General features: G+C 65.1%; 21 protein-coding genes. 12 read left to right on the top strand and 9 right to left on the bottom strand.

The window, feature by feature from the left end; translation table 11 throughout:
• Positions 1–85 precede the first annotated feature (85 nt).
• The 4 genes from XI06_RS30605 to XI06_RS30590 form a co-directional block, all read right to left on the bottom strand.
• A complete protein-coding gene (locus XI06_RS30605) occupies positions 86–1,654 on the bottom strand; it encodes a DUF4403 family protein (RefSeq protein WP_237865882.1) in 1,569 nt (522 codons plus the stop codon).
• 110 nt (positions 1,655–1,764) lie between these two features.
• Complete coding sequence (locus tag XI06_RS30600; RefSeq protein ID WP_237871356.1) at positions 1,765–2,610, bottom strand: SMP-30/gluconolactonase/LRE family protein; 846 nt, start codon at positions 2,608–2,610, stop codon at positions 1,765–1,767.
• Between the two features lie 77 nt (positions 2,611–2,687).
• Positions 2,688–3,326 (bottom strand): Vgb family protein, encoded by a 639-nt coding sequence (locus XI06_RS30595; protein WP_237871354.1) that lies wholly within the window; start codon positions 3,324–3,326, stop codon positions 2,688–2,690.
• 86 nt (positions 3,327–3,412) lie between these two features.
• Positions 3,413–4,633: a helix-turn-helix domain-containing protein gene (locus XI06_RS30590; RefSeq protein ID WP_237865885.1), complete on the bottom strand. Its 1,221-nt coding sequence runs from the start codon at positions 4,631–4,633 to the stop codon at positions 3,413–3,415.
• A 99-nt stretch (positions 4,634–4,732) separates the two neighbouring features.
• On the opposite strand from XI06_RS30590, the gene XI06_RS30585 reads away from it, so the two are divergent.
• Together XI06_RS30585 and XI06_RS30580 are read left to right on the top strand one after the other, a co-directional pair.
• Positions 4,733–5,518: a DUF899 domain-containing protein gene (locus XI06_RS30585; protein ID WP_237865886.1), complete on the top strand. Its 786-nt coding sequence runs from the start codon at positions 4,733–4,735 to the stop codon at positions 5,516–5,518.
• Positions 5,515–5,772, top strand: coding sequence for a hypothetical protein (locus XI06_RS30580; protein WP_237865887.1), 258 nt, complete (start codon positions 5,515–5,517; stop codon positions 5,770–5,772). The genes XI06_RS30585 and XI06_RS30580 overlap by 4 nt, the downstream gene beginning before the upstream one ends.
• A gap of 51 nt (positions 5,773–5,823) precedes the next feature.
• Here the strand turns inward: XI06_RS30580 and XI06_RS30575 are convergent, their stop codons facing one another.
• Positions 5,824–6,321: a GNAT family N-acetyltransferase gene (locus tag XI06_RS30575; RefSeq protein WP_271607133.1), complete on the bottom strand. Its 498-nt coding sequence runs from the start codon at positions 6,319–6,321 to the stop codon at positions 5,824–5,826.
• A 92-nt stretch (positions 6,322–6,413) separates the two neighbouring features.
• Positions 6,414–7,118: a L,D-transpeptidase gene (locus tag XI06_RS30570; protein WP_237871346.1), complete on the bottom strand. Its 705-nt coding sequence runs from the start codon at positions 7,116–7,118 to the stop codon at positions 6,414–6,416.
• Positions 7,119–7,392: 274 nt separating this feature from the next.
• Here XI06_RS30570 and XI06_RS30565 point away from each other — a divergent pair, with 274 nt between their 5' ends.
• From XI06_RS30565 to XI06_RS30555, 3 genes are all read left to right on the top strand, one after another.
• Positions 7,393–8,445, top strand: a complete 1,053-nt coding sequence (locus XI06_RS30565; protein ID WP_237871344.1) for a glycosyltransferase family 4 protein — start codon at positions 7,393–7,395, stop codon at positions 8,443–8,445.
• A 33-nt stretch (positions 8,446–8,478) separates the two neighbouring features.
• Positions 8,479–9,168: a class I SAM-dependent methyltransferase gene (locus XI06_RS30560; RefSeq protein WP_237865891.1), complete on the top strand. Its 690-nt coding sequence runs from the start codon at positions 8,479–8,481 to the stop codon at positions 9,166–9,168.
• Positions 9,169–9,321: 153 nt separating this feature from the next.
• On the top strand, positions 9,322–9,981 hold the full coding sequence (locus XI06_RS30555) for a hypothetical protein (RefSeq protein ID WP_237865892.1): 660 nt from the start codon (positions 9,322–9,324) through the stop codon (positions 9,979–9,981).
• A gap of 290 nt (positions 9,982–10,271) precedes the next feature.
• Here XI06_RS30555 and XI06_RS30550 read toward each other — a convergent pair whose 3' ends face one another.
• Positions 10,272–11,936, bottom strand: coding sequence for an aminotransferase class III-fold pyridoxal phosphate-dependent enzyme (locus tag XI06_RS30550; protein ID WP_237865893.1), 1,665 nt, complete (start codon positions 11,934–11,936; stop codon positions 10,272–10,274).
• 35 nt (positions 11,937–11,971) lie between these two features.
• Between XI06_RS30550 and asd the strand changes: the two genes are divergently transcribed.
• Together asd and XI06_RS30540 are read left to right on the top strand one after the other, a co-directional pair.
• Positions 11,972–12,835, top strand: a complete 864-nt coding sequence (asd, locus tag XI06_RS30545) for an archaetidylserine decarboxylase (protein WP_237865894.1) — start codon at positions 11,972–11,974, stop codon at positions 12,833–12,835.
• 69 nt (positions 12,836–12,904) lie between these two features.
• Positions 12,905–13,474 carry an NUDIX hydrolase gene (locus XI06_RS30540; protein WP_237871342.1) on the top strand — a complete coding sequence of 190 codons (570 nt, stop codon included), beginning with the start codon at positions 12,905–12,907 and terminating at the stop codon, positions 13,472–13,474.
• Positions 13,475–13,631: 157 nt separating this feature from the next.
• On the opposite strand, the gene XI06_RS30535 is transcribed toward XI06_RS30540, so the two are convergent.
• Both XI06_RS30535 and XI06_RS30530 read right to left on the bottom strand, forming a co-directional pair.
• Positions 13,632–15,101 carry a FecR domain-containing protein gene (locus tag XI06_RS30535; RefSeq protein ID WP_237871490.1) on the bottom strand — a complete coding sequence of 490 codons (1,470 nt, stop codon included), beginning with the start codon at positions 15,099–15,101 and terminating at the stop codon, positions 13,632–13,634.
• A gap of 193 nt (positions 15,102–15,294) precedes the next feature.
• Positions 15,295–16,065: a DUF2147 domain-containing protein gene (locus XI06_RS30530; RefSeq protein WP_237871340.1), complete on the bottom strand. Its 771-nt coding sequence runs from the start codon at positions 16,063–16,065 to the stop codon at positions 15,295–15,297.
• A 256-nt stretch (positions 16,066–16,321) separates the two neighbouring features.
• Here XI06_RS30530 and XI06_RS30525 point away from each other — a divergent pair, with 256 nt between their 5' ends.
• The 5 genes from XI06_RS30525 (at position 16,322) to XI06_RS30505 (ending at position 21,252) form a co-directional block, all read left to right on the top strand.
• A complete protein-coding gene (locus tag XI06_RS30525; protein WP_237871338.1) occupies positions 16,322–16,546 on the top strand; it encodes a hypothetical protein in 225 nt (74 codons plus the stop codon).
• 58 nt (positions 16,547–16,604) lie between these two features.
• Complete coding sequence (locus tag XI06_RS30520; protein ID WP_237865898.1) at positions 16,605–17,807, top strand: extensin-like domain-containing protein; 1,203 nt, start codon at positions 16,605–16,607, stop codon at positions 17,805–17,807.
• A gap of 282 nt (positions 17,808–18,089) precedes the next feature.
• The gene (locus XI06_RS30515; protein ID WP_271607132.1) at positions 18,090–19,388 is read left to right on the top strand and encodes a M20 family metallopeptidase; all 1,299 of its coding nucleotides are present in this window, start codon (positions 18,090–18,092) and stop codon (positions 19,386–19,388) included.
• Positions 19,385–20,218, top strand: coding sequence for an ABC transporter permease (locus XI06_RS30510; protein WP_237871334.1), 834 nt, complete (start codon positions 19,385–19,387; stop codon positions 20,216–20,218). The genes XI06_RS30515 and XI06_RS30510 overlap by 4 nt, the downstream gene beginning before the upstream one ends.
• A gap of 23 nt (positions 20,219–20,241) precedes the next feature.
• The gene (locus XI06_RS30505) at positions 20,242–21,252 is read left to right on the top strand and encodes a taurine ABC transporter substrate-binding protein (protein WP_237871332.1); all 1,011 of its coding nucleotides are present in this window, start codon (positions 20,242–20,244) and stop codon (positions 21,250–21,252) included.
• Positions 21,253–21,312 lie beyond the last annotated feature (60 nt).

Genomic DNA, 21,312 nt, shown 5'->3' with positions numbered 1-21,312 from the left:
GCGACGATCAGCTTAGCATCCTCCAACGAGAATGCCAGCCGCGCAAGCGATAAGGGACTGCGCGGATTCCGTGCATGAAAGCGCGCTACATCCCCGACAGCTTGGTCACGTACACGTTCAGCGTTCCGCCGGCTTCCGCAACCACGCGCAGCGTCTTGGAATCGAAGGCGATGTCGGCCAGCGTGAGGCTGCTGATGGAGGCGTCGACCTTGACGCCGTCCTCGCTCTTCTGGAAGTCGGCGATCGCGGCCGCGATCTTCTCGCGCGCGTTGGCGGCGATCGGCTTCAGGTCGAGCGTCGCCTTCTGCACCAGCGCCTGCTGCATCTGCGGTACCACCGCGCGCGCCGCGGCGCCGAGCAGACCGAAGGCTGCCTCGGATTCGACCGCAAGCTGGATGTCGGCGAGCCGCAGCGTCTGCTGCGCCTGGTCGAGCATCGGCCGGCCCCAGATGTGCACGGTCGCCTCGGCGCCGAGCCCGAGCCAGCTCTTCTTCTCCTTGGCGCGCACCAGGAGCGAGATCAGAAGGCGATCGCCAGAGGGGATCACGTTGACGCTCTTCACGGTGACCTCGACCGGGCCGGAGCCGTCCTCGGGATAGGTGTGGCCGACCATCTGGGCCGCGATCAGCTTGTTGATCTCAGTGAAGGGCACGTCGATGGGAACGCCGATGTTCACGCCGGTGCCGGTCGGCGGCACGATCGAGATCTTGTCGGGGAACGGGCAGTCCGGCTTGGTCTGCGTCGAGGTCACGCGCGTCTCGGCCTCGAGGCCGAGCAGCAAGGTCACGGCCTGCGCATCGACGCGCGGCTGCGCCGCGATGGCGCGGGTCGGCTTCATCTCGAGCCAGAGCGGCGGCAGCGTCGCCGAGGAGCCGGTGCCCTGCAGCGGGATCGAGCGGCAGGCCTTGGCCCATTGCACCCTAGCGTTCTCGCGCAGGCTGGGGTCGTTGCGGATGCGCTCGGCGACGACATTGAGCTGCTCGCCGACGGTCTTGTCGATCAGCGGCTTGACCTGCGCCGGCACGTTGACCTTGGCGCCGGCGACGTTGACGTTGGTGTCGCCGAGATTGACCTGCGCGCCCAAATTCGGCTCGAGATGCCAGGCGGCCGCGAGCTTGGGACGCGAGGTGACGACCACGCTGCCCTTGATCTCGGCGCTGGCATTCAGGTTCTTGATGTTGACCGCACCGATCCGTTTTGCCGCGTCGCCGCCGAGCACGCTACCCAGGGCATCGCCCAGCGCGCCGGTGGCTTTCGACGACAGCGAACCCGTGACATTCAGCTTGCCGGTGATCGGCGTCGATAGCGTCAGCACGTCCTTGTCGCCGGTCGCCGACATCGGCCCGCGCGCGGCTGTCCAGCCGATATCGGCGTTCTCCAGGATTTGTGAGATTGGGTTCTCGGCCTTGCCGGCGAAATTGCGCGGCGAGGCCTTCTCGGCCTGGTCGCGGATCGCCGACAGCGCGATCGCGACGGGGGCGACCACGATCGAGCTCTTGGAGGCCGGCGGCAGCGGCGGCAACTGCGCGATCGGGGGAGCCGAATTGGTCGCGCGCGGCGACAGCCAGTCCATCACCCTCAAGCTGACGAAAAAAGACGCCGCGAGCACCGCGGCGGCGATCAGCACAGTCTTCAAATTCAAAGTCAGACGCATCAATCCCCCAGGCCGCCCCGAGGAGGATTTTACAGGGCGGGCGAGGAGGGCGCTAGAGCGCACCGATGGGGTGGAATTGCGGCAAAGGGGTTAATGGCAGCGGCCGCGGCTCAGGGGTAGCCCGCGCCGGGCGCATCCACCGTGACGGTATCGATCCGCGCGGAGGACTTGCCGCGCCGCAGGTCCTCATGCGAGGTCGCGGCGCTGATGCAGAACAAGGTTCGCTGCTCGGGGCCTCCGAGCGCGCATGCAATGGCGCGGCGGCCGGGGACGGCGATGCGCTGCAGCTCCTGCCCGCTGGCGTCGATCCGGATGAAGGCATCCTCGGAATAGGCGGCAACCCAGACCGCGCCGTCGTGGTCGAGGCAGATGCCGTCCGGCTCCTTGCCGCAGGGCAGCCTGCGGCGGAAGGTGAGGCTGCCATCGGGCGCCATCTCGTAATCGGCGACGCATTCGCCATCCATCTCCGCGACGACGAGCCGGCGGTGGTCGGGCGAGATCGCGATGCCATTGGGAAAGCGCAGTCCTTCGGCGACCAGGCGCGTCGCGCCGTCCGGTGCGACCTGGATGATGCGCCCGTCGGCGCCGCGATCCGGTGGAGGCGGGAAGTTGAAGCCGAGGTCGCCGACATAGGCGCGCCCGAGCCCATCGACGATCATGTCGTCGATGACACCGGTCGCGACGCCCGACAGATCGGCATACAGCGAGAGCTTGTCCTCGGCGAAGACGAACAGGCGCTTGCGAAACATGGTCAGGACGATCAGCCTGCCATCGGGCAGGAAGCCGGTGCCGCACGGCGTGTCGTCCTCGAACGTCGCGTGCGTTCTGCATTGGCCCGCGGTGTCGGTGCTCAGTAGCGTCCGCGCCAGGCAGTCGACGAACCAGAGGCGTCCGTCATGCCAGCGCGGCGCCTCGTAATATTTGCCGCCGTCGAGCAGCGTGGTCAGCGCGGTCATTGGTTTCTCCCGAGAGACGGTGCCATATCTTTACACCGTGATCGCGGGACTCGGCTATCGCTGTTAGCTGCGCTCCTCTAGCTGCGTTTGGGGCGGCGAACCGCTCTCACACGCCCGCTGTCGCCGCCGCCGCAGAACAGCTGGTCGCCGCCGTCGGATTCCAGCCCCGAGACCATCGTCCCTTCCGGCATATCGAGCTGCTCCAGCACCTTGCCGGTGTCAAGATCGATCCGCCTGAGGTCGCTGTCATCGCCTTCCCAGGTGCCGTGCCAGAGCTCGCCGTCGACCCAGGTCACGCCTGTGACAAAGCGCTTGCTTTCGATGGTGCGGAGGATCTTTCCCGTTTCAGGATCGACCTGATGGATCTTGCGCTCGCGATACTGACCGACCCAGAGCGATCCCTCGGCCCAGGCCAATCCGGAATCGCCGCCACCGCCCGGTGCGGGAATCGTGCTCACGACCGCACCGCTCGCCGCGTCGATCTTCTGGATGCGATCCTCCGCGATCTGGAACAGGTGCCTTCCGTCGAACGCCGTCCCCGCATGTGCGGCGACGTCGATGGAGCGCGAGATCTTGCCGCTCGCCGGATCGAGGCCATTCAACTTGTCGCCCGACGCGAACCAGACTTGGCTGCCATCATAGGTGACGCCGTGGACGGCCTTGACGTCCGGGAAAGGCCCGTACTCTCGGATGATCTCGGCGGCGGAACGCTTCATCGGCTCGATCCCTGTGATGCGGCTTTATTGTTTACGCATGATCTTGTCGGAAAACCGCTGCACACTTTTCCGGATCATGCTTTAGCCTACGTCTTTATCAGCGGCGAGGGGAGTAACAAGCCTGTCGGGAAACCCGGGACCGGCGGCGTCATCCAGCGGCGCGCCCTGCCGTGGCCGAACGACTGCACCTTGTTCGATCGTGCAAGCTCCTCGAGCGCACGCTGCACCGTGCGTGCGCTCATGCCAAGCGCGAGCGCGAGCGCCGAGCTCGACCAGGGCTCGCCATCGGCAAGGATGGCAAGGACGGCGGCGTGCTTCTCCTCGACGGGGCGCGCCAGCACGATGACGTCGCGCGTTTTTCGCGGCGCCAGCTCAAAGCCCTGCTTGGTTGCGCTGATCTCGGCCAGCGGCTTGAGCTGGGTGCGGAGCCGCCCGATCTCGACGCGCAAGCGCGCGCGGTGAGACTCGTCGGCGTGCCTGGCCTGGAACGCGCCTGAGATCAGCGCCTCGCGCGAGACATCCTCAGGCCATGCCTGTGCCAGCAGACGAGCGAGTGCGAACAGCACGGGCCGCGTTCCAAGCGGCACGGCAACGTTTTGCCTGCGCACCACATGATGAAAGGTGTCGACGACGAGCGCCGTCGAGGTCGCAAGGCGCTCGACCTCGCCGAGCAGGAGCGGGTGCTCGCTGCCGCGCGCGATCAGGCGCGCGGCCGGCGTGTTCAGGATGAGGCTTGCGCTGTCGACCTCGGCCACCAGCGCCGGGATGTCGGCCTGTCGCGCGGCGCGGGCCGCCAGGTCAAGCGCCGAGCGCGCCTCCTTTGATTTGAGCCGCCTGATGGCGATGCCGGCAACCACGAGCTCGCGCACGACCAGGGACGCAGGCGGCAGCGGGCAGGCGCCGATCTCGGCCAGCGTCCGCTCGGCCTCGTCCACGCGTCCGAGCAGGAGCAGACGGCGCGCCTCGATATGGCCTGCATGGGCGGCATTGGCGAGATCGCCGTGGCTTGCCAGCGTCGCCCGCGCCGCTGCGAGAGTCTTCGCCGGCCAGTTCAGGTCGCGCGAGACCAACGCGATCTCGGCTTCGGCCACTACGCATCTCGCCCGCGCGACCGCCTCTCTCGGCCCGAAGGCGCGGGCGGCGCTCCGCAGCAGCGCCTTGGCCTTGGCGAGATCGCCGAGCTGCGCCATCGCGATGCCGCGCAGCGCCAGCGAGGGCGCATCGTTGCGCAGTGCGACGCGGTTCAGCGCGCCGAGCGGATCGCCGGCCTCGAGGGCGCGTGCGGCGGCCGTGATCAGCGACTCCATGAAAATCCCGCCACACTTGTTACTCCCACCGTCCGCTCCTCCGGTGCGAGAACTCCCCCACGGCCGACGATGTGCGGTGAGCGAGAGATTTGGAGAGCCATGATGACATCAGCAAGCAAAGCAGGGACTAACGAACAGACCGTCATGCAGACACCGCCGGTGGTGTCGCCGCAGGAATGGGAGGCCGCCCGACAGCAACTGCTGGTGAAGGAGAAGGCACATACCCGCGCCCGCGACGCACTCGCCGCCGAACGCCGGCGCATGCCGTGGATGGAAGTGACCAAAACCTACGCATTCGAGGCGCCCTCGGGCAAGGCCAGTCTGCTCGATCTGTTCCAGGGCCGGAAGCAGCTCATCCTCTACCGGGCGTTCTTCGAGCCGGGCGTGTTCGGCTGGCCCGACCATGCCTGCCGTGGCTGCTCCATGGTGGCCGACCAGGTCGCCCATGTGTCGCACCTGAACGCCCGCGACACTACGCTGGTGTTCGCCTCGCGCGCCCCGCAGGCGGATATCGCGCGGCTGAAAGCGCGGATGGGCTGGAACATTCCGTGGGTTACCATCACCGACAGTTTCGATGCCGATTTTGGCGTCGATGAATGGCACGGCACCAACGTGTTCTACCGCGACGGGAAGCGGATCTTCCGCACCTATCTGATCAAGAGCCGCGGCGACGAGCAGATGGGCGGAACCTGGAACTATCTCGACATCACCCCGCTCGGCCGCCAGGAGCCCTGGGAGGATTCGCCGCCCGGCTATCCGAAGAGCCCGACCTACAAATGGTGGAACTGGAACGACAGCTATGAGGCTGGCAGCGAGCCCGACAAGAAGTGGGTCGAGATCACGGACGCCGGCGAAATCGCGCTTCGTGCGCCAGGCGCGCAATGAGCGACGTCCATCCCGCCAGCACCAGGCGTGACGGCAGCGAGGCCGCATCTCAGCTTGCCCGATGGCTGGGTCTTGCGGCCACGCCCACCTTCGCGGTCATGGCCCTGCTGACGGCCGCCTTCAGTGGCGGCCCGGCGGATATGCTCTGCTCCGCCGGGCACGGACTGTCACTGGGCGGGATGGTGCCGATGTATCTCCTGATGAGCGCGTTTCATTCAGCGGCGTGGCTGCGGCTGTTCTCGCCGCGGCGGTAGACGGGGATCATTGCAAGGAAAAACGGCCCCGGCATTGCCGGGGCCGCTTTGCTATTTGTTGCTTCCGTCGAGGAATAGCTCCATCAGCACTTCATCGAAATACTGGCCGTTCTGTTTGAAGGCCTTCACCTCGCGGCCGTATTCGACAAAGCCGGTCGTCTTGTAGAGGCGCAGCGCCGCTTCATTCTTGCTCATAACACTCAGCTGGAGCTTTTCGACATGCTTTGCCGCATGGGCAATCACCGTGTCGACGAGATGCCGGCCCACGCCGGCTCGCCCTGCCTGTTGTCGCACATACATGCCCCACAGATGGGCCTTGTGCATGGTCTGCGGACCATCCTGCCGGTGGAAGCCGGCGATGCCGACGAACTCGCCGTCGATGAAGGCGCCGAAGATGTCGGACGCGGTGAGGCGCTCCTCGAACCAGGCGAGCGGTTTTTCCTGCTCGCGCGCGAAGGTGCTGGCGAAAGCTTCGGGATGCGCTTCGAGCGCTTCAAGCCTGATCGCCCGGTAAAGAGCCGCGTCTGCGGGTGTGAGCAGTCGGATCATGTTGATGAAGATATCTCACGACAGACCATGTGCCCAAACGAAAACGGCCCCGACAGCGCCGGGGCCGTTCGTATCTCGATCCCCGCCTCGCGTTACCTCAGCTCAGCGCGGCGCTCGGTCATCGGAAGCACGATCACCTTGGTGCCGACGTTGACGCGGGAGTAGAGGTCGGAGACGTCGTCATTGGTAAGGCGGATGCAGCCGGACGAGACGTGCTTGCCGATCGTATCGGGGGCGTTGGTGCCGTGGATGCGGTAGACGGTGCCGCCCAGATACATGGCGCGGGCGCCGAGAGGGTTGCCGGGGCCGCCGGCCATGTGGCGCGGCAGATAGGGCTGGCGCTGGATCATTTCCGGCGGCGGCGTCCAGTCCGGCCACTCCGCCTTCTTGGTCACTGACTGCGTGCCGGACCAGGTGAAGCCGTCACGACCGACGCCGATGCCGTAGCGGATCGCCTGACCGTTACCGAGCACGTAATAAAGATAGGTGTTGGGCGTATCGATGATGATGGTACCCGGCGCTTCGCGCGTCGCATACGAAACGGTCTGGCGGCGGAAGCGGGCCGGCGTCTCGACTGCGTCCTGATCCTCGGACGGCGCGGTCTGGTAGGTCGGCGCAGAATAGGGCTGGAAGGGCTGAAGCGGCTGCGGCGCAGTCATCACCGGCAGCGGCTGGAAGAACGGAAACAGCTGTACGGGCGCGGCTTCGGCCGGGCCGGCACATGCGATTGCAGCAACGGCCACTGCACTGACGGCAACGGCGCGCGAATGCGTCTTCAACGTGTCCAGATTGAACATTGGTCGCCCCTGTTTGCGTGGTGTTTCTTGGTCACCCCGGCACCGTTGCGGTGCTCCGTTGCTTAAGTTCCTAACGGAAACAAGTTTCGGGACGTTTGCGCGGAAAACCGAAAACGGTTTCATCGCGGCAAGGATTGTTTCATGACAGTTTCGTGGCCGCGGAGGTTCGTTAACGAACAAAACAGCGCGCCGACACTTATGTGACGTCACACGCCTGAAATATCCATCGTTGATGGTCGATGCCTGAGAATCATCAAACTCTCGGGATTTCCCCATGCGGGTATTAATCGCGACTGACGCCTGGCATCCGCAGGTCAACGGCGTGGTCCGGACGCTGACCTCGCTGGCGGCCGCCGCCAGGGCGCTCGATGTCGAGATCGACTTCCTGACCCCTGACGGCTTCAGGTCCTGGCCGCTGCCGACCTATCCGGGCATTCGCATCGCGCTGCCGAGCGGGAAAGAGATCGCGCGGCGGATCGAGAGGTGCGCGCCTGAAGCCCTGCATATCGCGACCGAGGGCCCGATCGGCTGGGCGGCGCGGGCCTATTGCCGCCGCAACCGCCTCGCCTTCACGACATCCTATACCACCCGCTTTCCGGAATACGTCTCGGTACGAACTGGCATTCCCGATGCCGTCGGCTATGCCGTGCTGCGCCACTTCCACGATGCCGCCGCCATGACCATGGTGGCGACGCCGTCGCTGCGACAGGAGCTCGCAGGCCGCGGCTTCAAGCGGCTCGGCTTCTGGGGACGCGGCGTCAACACCGAGCTGTTCCATCCTGACTCTCCCGCAGCGCTCGATCTGCCGCGACCGATCTTCATGACCATGGGCCGCGTCGCGGTCGAGAAGAATCTCGAAGCCTTCCTCTCGCTCGAACTGCCGGGCACCAAGGTCGTCGTCGGCGATGGTCCGCAGAAGGCCGCACTGGAAAGGAAATATCCTGATGTGGTCTTCCTCGGCGAGAAGAAGGGCGCGGATCTCACTGCGCATCTCGCCGCTGCTGACGTCTTCGTGTTCCCGAGCCTCACCGATACGTTCGGCGTGGTGCAGCTCGAGGCGCTCGCCTGCGGTACGCCGGTTGCAGCGTTTCCGGTGACGGGACCGAAGGACGTCATCGCCGATCATCCGATCGGCGCGATCGACGGCGATCTGCGCGCCGCGTGCCTGCGCGCGCTCACGATGTCGCGCGAGACTTGCCGCAACTTCGCGCTGGAGCGCTCCTGGGAGAACAGCGCGCGTCAGTTCGTCGGCAATCTCACCTCACTCCAGCCCAGCCGTGCCTTGCGCGCCTCGCCTCGCATGGCGCGGCGGCCAGTGCGCGGTTGATTCATACTTTGACCCACAGCGAGAACCTCATCGATGGCTAAGATCATGAACCTTGACGGCACCCAGCAGCTCGACCTCACCCGTGGCTCGGTCGAGCAGGCCTATGACCGCTGGGCGCCCGTTTACGATCTCGTGTTCGGCGGTGTGTTTGCCAAGGGCCGTCAGGCCGCGATCGCAGCCACTAACAAGATCGGTGGTCGCGTGCTCGAGGTTGGTGTCGGCACCGGCATCTCGCTGCCGTTGTACGCTCCTCATCTGCGCATCTTCGGCACCGACATTTCGGACGCGATGCTCGACAAGGCCCGCCGGCGCGTCAGCGAGGGCAACCTCAAGAACGTCGAGGGCCTCGCGGTGATGGACGCCGAGAAGCTCGAATTCCCCGACAATTCCTTCGACGTCGTGATGGCGCAGTATGTCGTCACCGCGGTGCCGAACCCGGAGAAGGCGCTCGACGAATTCGCTCGCGTGCTGCGTCCGGGTGGCGAGCTGATCATCCTCACCCGCGTCAGCGCCGACACCGGCATGCGCCGTTTCATCGAGCAGAAGCTGCAGCCGGTGGTGCGTCCGCTCGGTTTCCGCACGGCCGAGTTCGCCTGGTCGCGTTATGCCAAATGGCTCGCCGGCGCCAAGGGTATCGAGCTCGCCGAGCGCCGCCTGATTCCGCCGCTCGGTCATTTCTCGCTGGTGCGCTTCCGCAAGGTCGACATCGCCAAGGCAGCCTGAGCAAGGCTGCAAGAGCGGCGGCTCTGTCCGCCGCTCACGCGTTCGCGTGCGTCACCGCGTCGCTGCACATCGTCACATGACAAAATGATGATGTCACACGGCGTACATCGAATCTCTGTAAATCCTGAACCCGAAAGCATTTTGGGGGAGAGCATGATCAAGAACTACCTCGAGCAGTTGCGGATCCAGCGCTGGGACGACCATCGCTATTATCACCACAGCCGCATCAATCAGAGCCTGCACTTCGTCAGCGCGCTGAGCTTCCTCTTTGCTTATCTCTGGCTCTTCGTCGATCCCATGATCTCGGCGCTGGTCGGCTGGCTGGTCTCGATGACCTCGCGCCAGGCCGGTCACTTTTTCTTCGAGCCGCACACCTACGACCACGTCAACCAGGCGACGCACGAATACAAGGAAGAGATCAAGGTCGGCTATAACCTTCAGCGCAAGGTGGTGTTGATGGCGATCTGGGCGCTGTCGCCGCTGGTGCTGGTCGTCGATCCGACGCTGTTCGGCCTGTTCACGCCCTGGGCGAATGCGACCGACTTCGTGCGGCAGGTTGCCAAGATCTGGCTGGCGGTCGGCGGTGGCGGTCTCTTGTTCCGCACCGTGCACCTGTTCTTCATCCGCGACGTCGAGACCGGCCTCGTCTGGATGACCAAGATCCTGACCGACCCGTTCCACGACCTGATGCTGTATCGCAGCGCTCCGCTGGCCCTGATGCGCGGCGAGCTGATGGACCCCGGCCTGCACCTCAATCCCGAGCACACGCTGGGCCTCATCTCCGAGCCCGTGCTCGAAGAGCAGCACGCCTGAGCGCGCTGGTCTCACCCAATACTCCGATGTCTGATGGTTACGTCATGCCCGGCCTCGTGCCGGGCATCCTTCTTTCGCCTCTCCCCGCGTGCGGGGAGAGGCCGGAGCGCATCGTAGATGCGATCCGGGTGAGGGGGAGTCTCCGCGGGGGGGCTGCCAGATGGTCGTGCGCCAACGCTCACCGCGCGCGCGGAGAGTCCCCCTCACCCCAACCCTCTCCCCGCAAGCGGGGAGAGGGGGAGCAGAGAGCTCGCCCCGGAATTACGGTGGCTATGAGTGGAGAATCAGCCTCAGCGCCCAAAGCGCTTGGCCAGCATCTCTTTCAAAATCTGCCGCTTGATGGTCTTGTTGGTGAGTGCACCATCGTGCCACCAGAAGCCATCCGCCTTCATCTTCTCGGCGGCGCGGACGAAGCGGTCGGAGACTTCGCTGAAGTCGGCGTCGGTGTAGTTCAGACTGAAGATCAGCCGGCCGGTGCCGACCCAGCTCAGCGCCAGGCCTTCGGCGCGAAGGTAGTATTGCAGCATCCAGTTGTAGCGCGACGGGGTTGTGTATTTCACCGTCCAGATCGACGAGAAGTTGGCGAACTCCACCGGCAGCTTGGCATCACGCATCATCTTGTTGAGCCTCGCGGCGCGGCCGTTCCAAGTCGTATCCAGGCCGTCATAGATGGCGCGGAAGTTCGGGCTGGCGAGCCGGCTCAGGAACTCGTCCATCGCCGTCATGACGTAGGGATGCGAGTTGAAGGTGCCGCGGGCAAAGCAGACGTCGGCCGGGCGATCATCGCGGAAGCGGCGCATCAGGTCGCGTCTGCCGCAGACCACGCCGACCGGCAGGCCGCCGGCGAGGCTCTTGCCGTAGGTCACCATGTCGGCCTTGACGCCGAAATATTCCTGGGCGCCGCCGGCAGCGAGACGGAAGCCGACGAAGACCTCGTCGAAGATCAGCACGATGCCGCGTTCGGTGCAGATCTCGCGCAGCTTCTTCAACCATTCGGTGTAGGCGCCACGATCGAAATGACCGCCGCGAGAGGAGTCGACCAGCGAGGAATCGCCGGGCGCGTTGGCATTCGGATGCAGGCCCTGGAGCGGATTGACCAGCACACAGGCGATGTCCTTGCGCGTGCGCAACACGTGCAGCGTCTTCTCCGACATTTCGGAGAGGGTGTAGGTCTCGTGCGCAGGGATCGGGTTGCCGACACCGGGCTGCACGTCGCCCCACCAGCCGTGATAGGCGCCGGCGAAACGAACCAGATGCGTGCGCTTGGTGTGGTAGCGCGCAAGGCGCACCGCCTGCATCACGGCTTCTGTGCCGGACATGTGGAACGAGACTTCGTCGAGGCCCGATATCTGGCAGAGCCGCTGCACGTTCTCGAGGATGACGGGGTGGTAGGGGCCGAGCACCGGACCGAGCGCATGGGCGCGCTTCTCGGAGCCCTCGATGCATTCCTTGTAGAAGTCGTTACCGAAGATGTTGACGCCGTAGGACCCGGTGAGGTCGTAGGAGGTGTTGCCGTCGACATCGGTGACGGTGACGCCGCTCGAGGATTCCATGAAGGTCGAGGTGCCCAGATGCTCGCGAACGAGACGCGAGAACTGGAACGGCACGCGGTAGCTTTCGGTGAAGTTGAGGTCCGAGATCGTCTCGGCCGCCTCCTTCGTCATGGCGCGGCCCTTGGGGTAGCGATCGGCATAGAGGCGCGCGAGGCGGAAGAAGGCGTCCTTGCGCTGCATCACCACATTCGCGGGCGCGCCGTCACAGCCGAAGTACTTATCGCCTTCGAACTCGTAGAACGGCAGCAGCTTTGCCACGCGGCGCGACATCTTGGAGTGCCCGGCGAGCGAGCGGTGCTTGGCGCGGGACAATTCGACCCGCGCCTTGATCTTCGGGAGGACGGCGGCAGCGGACGCTGCGGCGGCCACGGACATCGAGAGAATCGGGAGTGTCGTTTCCATGACAACAAGCGCTAATACTGTGAGCTGACAGATTCATGACAGTCAAAGCCTTCATCGCCTCTTTCACCCAGCAGGAAGACCTCAACTTCCTGTTGACCAACCGCATTCCCCGCGCGGCGCTGACCCGCTTCATGGGCTGGTTCTCCAAGATCAGGAATCCGCTGGTGCGGGATTTTTCCATCGCGCTGTGGAAGCTGTTCTCCGACCTCGACCTGTCGGAAGCACGCAAGACCCATTTCACCAGCCTGCACGATTGCTTTACGCGCGAGCTGAAGCCGGGTCTGCGTCCGTTCGATCCGGATCCCTCGGTGGTCGCCAGCCCTTCCGACGGCATCATCGGCGCTCATGGCCGGATCGCGGACACCGAGCTGTTCCAGGTCAAGGGCGCGCCCTATTCTTTGCTCGACCTGCTCGGCGATCCCGCGCTGGTCGAGCAACACCGCAACGGAAGCTTCGTGACGCTGCGGCTGACCTCGAGCATGTATCATCGCTTCCATGCGCCCTATGATGCGCATATCGAGCGCGTCACGCTGATCCATGGCGATGTCTGGAACGTCAATCCGATCGCCTTGAAGCGGGTCGAGCGGTTGTTCTGCAAGAACGAGCGCGCGGTGATCCGCACGCATTTGTCGACCGGTGAGGCGGTGACGCTGGTGCCGGTGGCGGCGATCCTGGTCGCCAGCATCCGGCTGCATTTCCTCGACATGGTGCTGAACGCGCAGACCAGGGGGCCGGTCAATTTCTCCTGCGACGCCAACGTCGCCAAGGGTGAGGAGCTCGGCTGGTTCGAGCACGGCTCGACCATTATCATTCTCGCGCCCGGTGACTTTTCGTTCTGCGACGGCATCGGCGAGGGGACGCGTATCCGCGCGGGTCAGGCCCTGCTTCGTCGGACATAGTCTTCATTCCGCCGCGTCGGCGGCCTATATCGTTCACGGGGACGAATAGACGATACGACGGGATTGGTGATGGCGCGGGCGCCGGTGATGGCGGCGGGTGGAATTGTGCTGCGGCGTGGTGCGCCGCCGCTGATTGCCATCGTGCGCCAGCGCAAACGCAATGAATGGGTCCTGCCCAAGGGCAAGCTCGACGACGGCGAGACGCCGAAACAGGCCGCGCATCGCGAGGTGCTGGAGGAGACCGGCCACGAGGTCGCCATTCAGGAGTTTTTGGGCACGCTCGTGTACCAGTCCGGCGGTCGCTCCAAGGTCGTGCATTTCTGGCGAATGGAGGCCGAGGGCGGCCAGGTCCGCAGGTTGATGAACGACATCAAGGCGGTCGATTGGTTGCCGCTGGACGACGCGCTCGCGCGCCTGTCGCGCGAATATGAGCGCGCCTTCCTTACCCAGGTCGGCCCGATCGCGATCGCCGCGGCGGGGCTTGCACCGTCACCCGCGCCCGAACCGACGCCAACGCTGGCCGCCGACGAGATCGATGCTGCCTTGCAGACGCTGACACCGGCCGAGGCTGCCTCCGTCGACGAGCTGCGGCACGGCCTGTTGCAGAAGGTGCGAGCCTGGCTGCGCGGCGAAGCGTGAGCTAGCTCTCTCTCCGCGATTCCGGAATCGTAGGGTGGGCAAAGGCGCCCTTGCGCCGTGCCCACCACCTCTCTCCATCGCGAAAGATGCGTGGGCACGCTTCGCTTTGCCCACCCTACAATACTTCCCGCAATGATGGAGAGACCCGCTCTCCAACCTATCGCTTCTTCTTTTCCTTCGGCGGCGGAGCCAGCGCGGGTCTGCGTGGCGCGGCGGGGCGTTGTGCGCCAGGCAGGCGCTGCTGGAAGCCGGGCTGGCGTGGTGCTGCGCCTTGTTGCGGCTGGACGGTCGGCGGCGCTCCGGGCTGACCGGGCTGCAATCCGGTGTGCGGCGTTTGCGGTGTGGTGCCGTTCGGCTGCGCGGGCGTGACTGGTCCAGGTCGCTGCGGAGATTGTCGGCTGCGCTGTGTCGGCGTCTGGAGCGCGCCGCTCGGTTGCGTGCCCTGTCCGGTGCGCGGCTGCCCGGCCGGTTGACCCGTGCCCGGCTGGCCCGGTTGCTGCTGACCCTGGCCCGCGCGCGGCGCACCTAGCTGTGTCGCTCCGCCTTGTCCTTGGCGCTGCGGCTGCTGCGTGCCCGGTTGCGTTCCCTGACGGTTGGGAGCTCCCGGCTGCGGCTGCTGACCCGGACGGTTGTTCTGGCCGGGTTGACCAGGCTGGCCATTCGGCCGCTGCGGCTGCTGCGGGGTCGGCGCCGGGTTCGGGCGCAATTGCTGTTGCTGCGGCACCTGCGCCGGCCGCGGAATGCGGCTCACTGCTGCCGGATTGGCGCGGCGGAAGTCACGCTGTTCGGTGACGATCTGCCGTCCCGTGGTCTGCGCTGCGTGCACCTGGCTGACGAAGCCGCGGTCGCGCGCGATCTGCTGCGGGGGAATCGTGATCGGGACTGCGGCAAAGCGCATGCCGCCTGGGCCGGCCGCACCCGGCCGAATCGCAAAGCCGCTCGAGGCTTGCGTCAGCGCGCCAAGCCGCGTGCCGCTGGCGCGGTCGTTGACGTCGATATGGCCGACCCGGCCGTCAGCGTCGGGATAGAGCTTGATGTTGACGTTGTTCGCAGCGTTGGCGGTCGCATTCTCGGGCACGTCGACGACGCCGGTGGTGCCGCGGATGCCGAGCGTTGCGGTCGGGGTCGCGATCTTCATGTCGCCGGTCTTCGCCACGGCTGCGGCGACGAAGGCGACGGTGCCCTTGCCGATGTCGAAGATGGCCGAGTTCTGCTTGCCGCCGTCCTCATAGACGTAGTTATCAATGGTGATCTTCGCGCTGGCCGAGAGATTGAACGTGGTGGCGTCGTTGAAGGTGATGCCGAGCGAGGAGTTCGAGGACGTCTGCACGACGTCGTTGAGATAGATGTCGTCGCGCACCTTCAGCGGATAGGAGTTCTTGTCGCGGATCACGGTCGCGATTCCGGTCACGGTGGCGACGTTGCCGATCGGCTCGACCGTGGTGGACTGTGCATCCGCAGCGGGCGCGGGCGAAGCTGCTGGCGTCGGCGAAGGAGCGGGCGAGGATTGTACTTGCGGCTGCGCCTGCGCGAGCTCGATTGCGTCGGATGCGCGCGCGTTGTCTGCGCCGGCCAGCGGCAGCGCCAGCAGCGGCAATGCGAACACGAAGCGGCGCCAAGCCACCATCAAAGCCACGAATGAGATCCCGGTGAGAACGCGAGGCGAGATCGAGCGATATCAGCCGGAGATTGCTGAACGGCGGATGAACATCTATCGCATGGGAGGGGCGAACGTTCAAACGCCAACGCTCAAACGCCACGCCCCCTGAAACAGGGACGTGGCGCCATCATAAGAACAAGAATGCTTGCCAGCCGCAGCCTCAGCTCACACGCTTCCAGGTCTGGCCGCCGCAGAACATGCCGCCGAAGGCGCAGCCCTGCACGCGCATTGCGTTCGGGCCCTTCATGGCGATCGTGGAGTCGTAATTGCGGCCGGAGTCGGGATCGTGGATGCGGCCGCTCCACTTGGCGCCGTCGGGCTTCATGTTGATCAGAATGCGCTCGTTGGTCTTCTCGGCATAGCCGCAGAGATTAGAGCCGCATTGTTCGACGCGAACATTGCCCTTGTTCTCTTCGGTTGCCCACACGCCGATTGGCGTGTTGGCGGCCTGCACTGGCGCAACGGGTGCCGGGGCCGGCGGTGGTGTGTAAGCGGGTGCAGCAGCAACCGGCGCAGGCGCAACGACCGGAGCGGGAGCCGCAACAGGTGCGGGCGGCGTGGTCGTATCGACGGACGGCGCGGCGGCAACGGCCGGGGCAGGGGCGGCGGGCGAAACCGCGGGCGCGGTCGCCTGCACGGGGGCTTGCTGCGCGGGTTGTTGCACCGGCGCGGGCTGCGCCGTCGTCGCGGGCGCCGTGCTGTCGTCATCGTCCTTGGAGCCAAGGCCCTTGAGGTTGATGTCGTTCAGCTTGATCGGCTTGTTCGACAGGCCGGGCGCCACGATGGTGACGCAATCGAGCGAGGCGCAATTGCGCGGCGTTTCGATGCGGATGTTCTGGCCTTCGATCCGGAACGAGATCGAATTGCCGGCATGCGCGACGGCAGTCGAGGCGAGGAAGAGTGCTGCGGCTGCGATGGTGAGCTTGTTCATGACAACCTCCGAAATGGCGTGGGTCCCGAGATGGATTGAAGTCGCCCCTGGGCCCGATGTGGTTCGACCCTATGCCAGACCGCTTCGGTCTTCTGTGACGAACCTCACAGCCGCTGCCTGCGTGAGCCAGCGAACATTCGGTTGCACTTGGACAACGTCGCGCCGACCTCTGTCCAATTTGTAATTCCCCCGCACCGAACCCGCATTCGCCTTGCACGCGACCGATGGCCGGCGACGCATGCAAAGGAGAATGCACATGAAACGTCTCGCCCTCATCGCCGCGCTATTGATCGGCAGCGCAATCTCGGCGCACGCCGACACCGATATCTGGACCAATGTGCTGAAGCAGAAGCGCGGCGACGACGCACTCAACACTGACAGCTCGTTCTGCGATGCGCAGCTCGGCGCACCACAGAACGGCACGCCGACATCGGCGCCGTACAAGCGCTGCATGCGCGCACCGCGCGGCCGGTATGGTTAAGGAATGTTGAAATCAACACGTTGAAGAGTCTTTAAGTAAATTCACCGAACGTGCGCGCATGACGCGCGGAGTTCGTTTGTATCTCGTCGGCTCCATCGTCCTCGTTTCTCTCGCGGGTTGCGGACGCGGCTTTTTCCAGGCCGAACGTGAACCGTGGCGAGCCGAGGCCGAAGCGGCGTGCCTGAAATCGGGCGCCGTGAAAGAGAGCGCTGACATCGTCCGGATCGATCCGATCTCCGGCCCCGGCATGTGCGGAGCCGAGTTCCCGCTGAAGGTCGCAGCCATCGGTGAACCCTCCAGCAGCTACGGTTTCGCCGATGAAGAGCTGCGTCCGCCCGGCAATGTCGGCAACCAGCCGCGCTGGCCGGTGACCCAGCCGCAACAGAATTATCCCGCCTCCAGCTATCCGCAGCACTCGAACTATCCTGAAAGCGCTGTGCGCCAGCCTGCCGGCTATGGCGCGTCTTCAGGACCGGTGTCGCTCAGCGCCCCCGGCGTCGCGCCGCAGGAAGACGAGATCGACCTGCCGCCCGAGGGCACTGACGCCGCAGGTGCTGCGCGCTACATGAATGCGCCGAGCTATCCGGCACGGCCGCCCGGGCCTGCGCCTTACTCGCAGGCGCCAGCGCAACAATCGTTGCCGCGTCTTGGTCCCGCGCAGGGCAATCCGGTTACTTCCGTCGGTCCGGTCGCGGTGAAGCCGACCGCAACGCTCGCCTGTCCGATCGTCTCGGAGCTCGACCGCTGGTTTGCCGACACCGTGCAGCCGTCGGCGATGCGCTGGTTCGGCGCCCGTGTGGTCGAGATCAAGCAGATCTCTGCCTATTCCTGCCGCGGCATGAACGGCAACCCGCACGCCCACATCTCCGAGCACGCTTTCGGCAACGCGCTCGATGTCGCCGCCTTCGTGCTCGCCGACGGCCGCCGCATCACCGTGAAGGATGGCTGGCACGGCATGCCGGAAGAGCAGGGGTTCCTACGCGACGTCCAGTCGGGCGCGTGCGCGCATTTCACCACGGTGCTGGCGCCGGGTTCCAACGTCTATCACTACGATCACATCCACGTCGATTTGATGCGCCGTGCCAGCCGTCGCCTGATCTGCCAGCCGGCCGCGGTGTCCGGCGAAGAGGTCGCCGCGCGCGCGGGCGGCCGCAGTCCTTACGCGAACAATCGCGATCCCTACGTGACCGGCTCGCTCGGTGGGCGCAAGAGCGGCAAGCACGAGAAGATCAACGAGGAAGACGAGTTCGCGGACGAGTAGCCCGGCGCGATCCGAATCCTCCGCTCTCCGCGTCTGGCGCCTGCACGGACGACCTTGACCAGCCGCCCGCACGCTGAGGACAGTCTGTTCAGCCTGCGCTGCGTCTTCGGCAAAGTGCATCTCGGGCGCAAAAATTTGCGCGGTCGAAATTTCCGCCCAAATCATTGAACCGCAATCATTAATCACGCCCTGACCGGTATTTCGGGCGGTTGGCACAGTCGCTGCAATGAAGGTGCTGCAACGAAGCGGCGCGGCCGGCGCCGTGAGCCAGCGGAACCCGTCATGCAGATGCCCGTCACCCCGCCCTATTCCGATCTCGAGCAGCGCGTGCTGTCGCGTATCACGGAGCAGCGCTGGCTCGAGTTGGCATCGGAGCTGATCCGCACCGGCCAGCCGCGCTCCGGCAATCCGCTCGATCCCGACCTGCCGCCGGCGGAGGAAGAGGCGATCTCGATGCTGGTCGCGGGCAAGCTCGAAGCCCTCGGCATGGAGGTCACCAAGCATTGCGCCCAGCCGCACCGGCCGAACGTGCTCGGTGTGTTGAAGGGACGCGAAGGCGCGCCGTCGTTGATCCTCAACGATCACCTCGACACCTATCCGGTGGTCGAGCCGGAGAAATGGCACATGACGGATTTCGATCCGTTCAAGGCCACGCGTCATGGCGACCTGCTCTATGCCCGCGGCACGTCCGACACCCGCGGCAATCTCGCCGCATCGCTGCTGGCGGTGCAGGCGCTGATCGAAGAGGGCGTGAGGTTCGATGGCACCCTGTTGTGCTGCTACACCGTCGACGAGGAGCGCAACGGCACCGAGGGTTCCATCTACATGCTCAACGAGGTCGGCTTGACCGCCGACTACGAGATCACTGCGGAGCCGACCGCCTGGGGTGACGTGTCCGGCGATTGGGGCATGAACCTCTCGGTCGCCAATTCCGGTCATTGCCTGGTCGAGGTCGCGGTCCAGGGGATCAAGTCGCACATCTGGCGACCCGACAACAGCGTCAATGCCATCATGGAGGCGGCCAAGCTGCTGCCGAGGCTGAAGGAGATGGCCTTCACGCATATCCCCAGCAAGTTCATGGGCCATACGCCGCCGTGTTGTTCGGTGGTGCGCATCCGCGGCGGCTTGCCCGGCGAGATGCAGTTCTCTCCGGATGCCTGCACCATCACGCTTGCGGTGGTCGGCATCGTGCCGGGCATGACGCTGGACAGCGTCATCTCCGACATCGAGCGTGTCGGCCGGGAAACATTTGCGGGCGCCAACGACGTCAAGGTCGCGGTGCGCCAGGTGCCCGGCTCGCTGTTCGTCAACGCAACCGAGCCGGTGCCTGTGGAGGAGGAGCCTTGCCGCTCCTTGCGTGCCGTGTACCGGCGCCTGATGGGCCGCGAGCCCGGGGTCAACCGCAAGAATGCCTTCAACGACACCATTCGCTTCCGCGAGGCCGGCATCAACGCGGTGACCTTCGGTCCCGGCGAGGACGGCTGGGCTGTCGACAACGAGAACATCTCGATCACCAAGTCGGTGATGGCAACGCGGATCTATGCGCTGACCATCATGCAGATCCTGGGAGTTCGCACATGAGCGTCGAGGCTAGCCCCATGGCCATTCCGATCTCGGCTGATCGCACGCGGCGAGGCAGCCTGAGGCTCCCGAAGGTCTCGCGGTCCGTTCTGCTGTCGACGCTCACCATCGCCGCGCTGCTGGCGACATGGGCCGTCGTCACGGAGATGGGCTGGGCCAACGAGCTCTTCCTGCCGAAGCCGCAGGCGGTGTGGGCTGCCTTCATCAAGACCATGACCAAGGGCTATCAGGGCGCAACGCTGCTTCAGCATCTCGGCGCCAGCCTTTATCGCATTCTCGTCGCTTTCGCCCTGGCCTGCCTGATCGGCATTCCGCTCGGCGTCCTCATGGGCGTCTCGCGCAATGCGCGCGCGCTGCTCAATCCGCTGATCGAGTTCTACCGACCGCTGCCGCCGCTCGGGCTCTATACGCTGCTGGTGATGTGGCTCGGGATCGGCGAGAGCTCAAAACTGTCGCTGCTGTTCCTCGCCGGCCTGCCAGGCATCGTCATCTCGACGATCCAGGCCGTCACCAGCGTCGATCCCGTCTATGTGCGTGCCGCACAGTCGCTCGGCGCGACTCGGCGCGACCTGCTGTTTCACGTCTACTTGCCCGCAGCCGGCCCGTTGATCCTCGCCGGCATGCGGATCTCGCTTGGCTTCACCTACACCGTTCTCGTCGCCGCCGAGATCGTTGCCGCATCCGCCGGCATCGGCTGGATGATCTGGGACGCCGCGAAGTTCCTGCTGTCCGATGTCGTGATCATGGGCCTGATCGTGCTCGGCCTCACCGGCGTCGTGCTCGACCTCATGATGCGCGGCGTCGCGAAACTATTGATGCCATGGGCCTGATTCCAATCCGAGGGGAGACCAGTATGATGAAGAGACTTGTTGCCGCGCTTGCTGTCGCCACGTTTGCACTCACGTCCACCGCACGCGCCGAGGACAAGCCGGCCAAGATCACGGTCGGCTATCTGAACCTGGTGAACGCGCAGCTCGTGACGAAACACCTCGGCCTGCTCGCCAAGGAGATGCCGGGGGTCGACATCAAATACGTCAAGGTCGGCGGCGGCGGCGACATGCTGCGCGCGATCGCCGGCAACGACGTTGATTTCGGCGGCCTCGGCAATCCGCCGACGGCGATCGGGGTAACGCGTGCCTTGCCGATCAAGGGCATCCTCGTCATCAACATGCTCGACTATGTCGAGGCGATGGTAGTCCGCGCCGACAAGAACATCACCTCGTTCAAGGACCTCAAGGGCAAGACGGTCGCCGCGCCGTTCGGCTCGACCACGCATTATCTGCTGCTCCAGGCGTTGAAGGACGAGGGCGTCGATCCCGCCTCCATGAAGATCCTGGATCTCGCGCCGTCGGATATCGCAGCGGCATGGCTTCGCGGTGACATCGATGCCGCCTGGTTCTGGGAACCGAACCTCGACAAGGCCGTGAAGAACGGCGGCAAGATCCTCGTCACCTCGGGAGAAATGGCCAAGCGCGGTTACCCGACCTGGGACATCGGGGTTGTCATGAATGCGTTCGCGGACAAATATCCTTCCTACGTCGAGAAGTTCGTCAAGGCCGAGTGCGAGGGGATCGATTTCTGGCTGAAGAACCCGGACAAGACGGCCGAGATCATCGCGGAGGAGCTGTCGCTGCCGCTCGAGGATGCAACGCGCATGATGAAAGGCACCGGCATGGTCCCCTGCGACAAGCAGCTTACCGGGGAGTATCTCGGCACGTCCGCGAAGAAGGGCAAGTTCGTCGATACGCTGGTGTCGACCGCCGACTTTCTGGTCAAGCAGGAACGACTGCCGAAACTTCTACCGCGCACCGACTTCGAAGCCTTCATCCAGCCGGCCTATATCGAGAAAGTCATCGGCCACTAAGGCGAGTGCCGGCGCGCTTGTCCCGCCGGCACAGTCCCGTTCCTGCAGGTACATCAGCGA

It is taken from the genome of Bradyrhizobium sp. CCBAU 11434, from assembly GCF_028128895.1.
GTDB lineage: Bacteria > Pseudomonadota > Alphaproteobacteria > Rhizobiales > Xanthobacteraceae > Bradyrhizobium > Bradyrhizobium zhengyangense.
The sequence above is the reverse complement of the archived record's forward strand: the minus strand, read 5'-3'. Positions and strand labels throughout refer to the sequence as shown.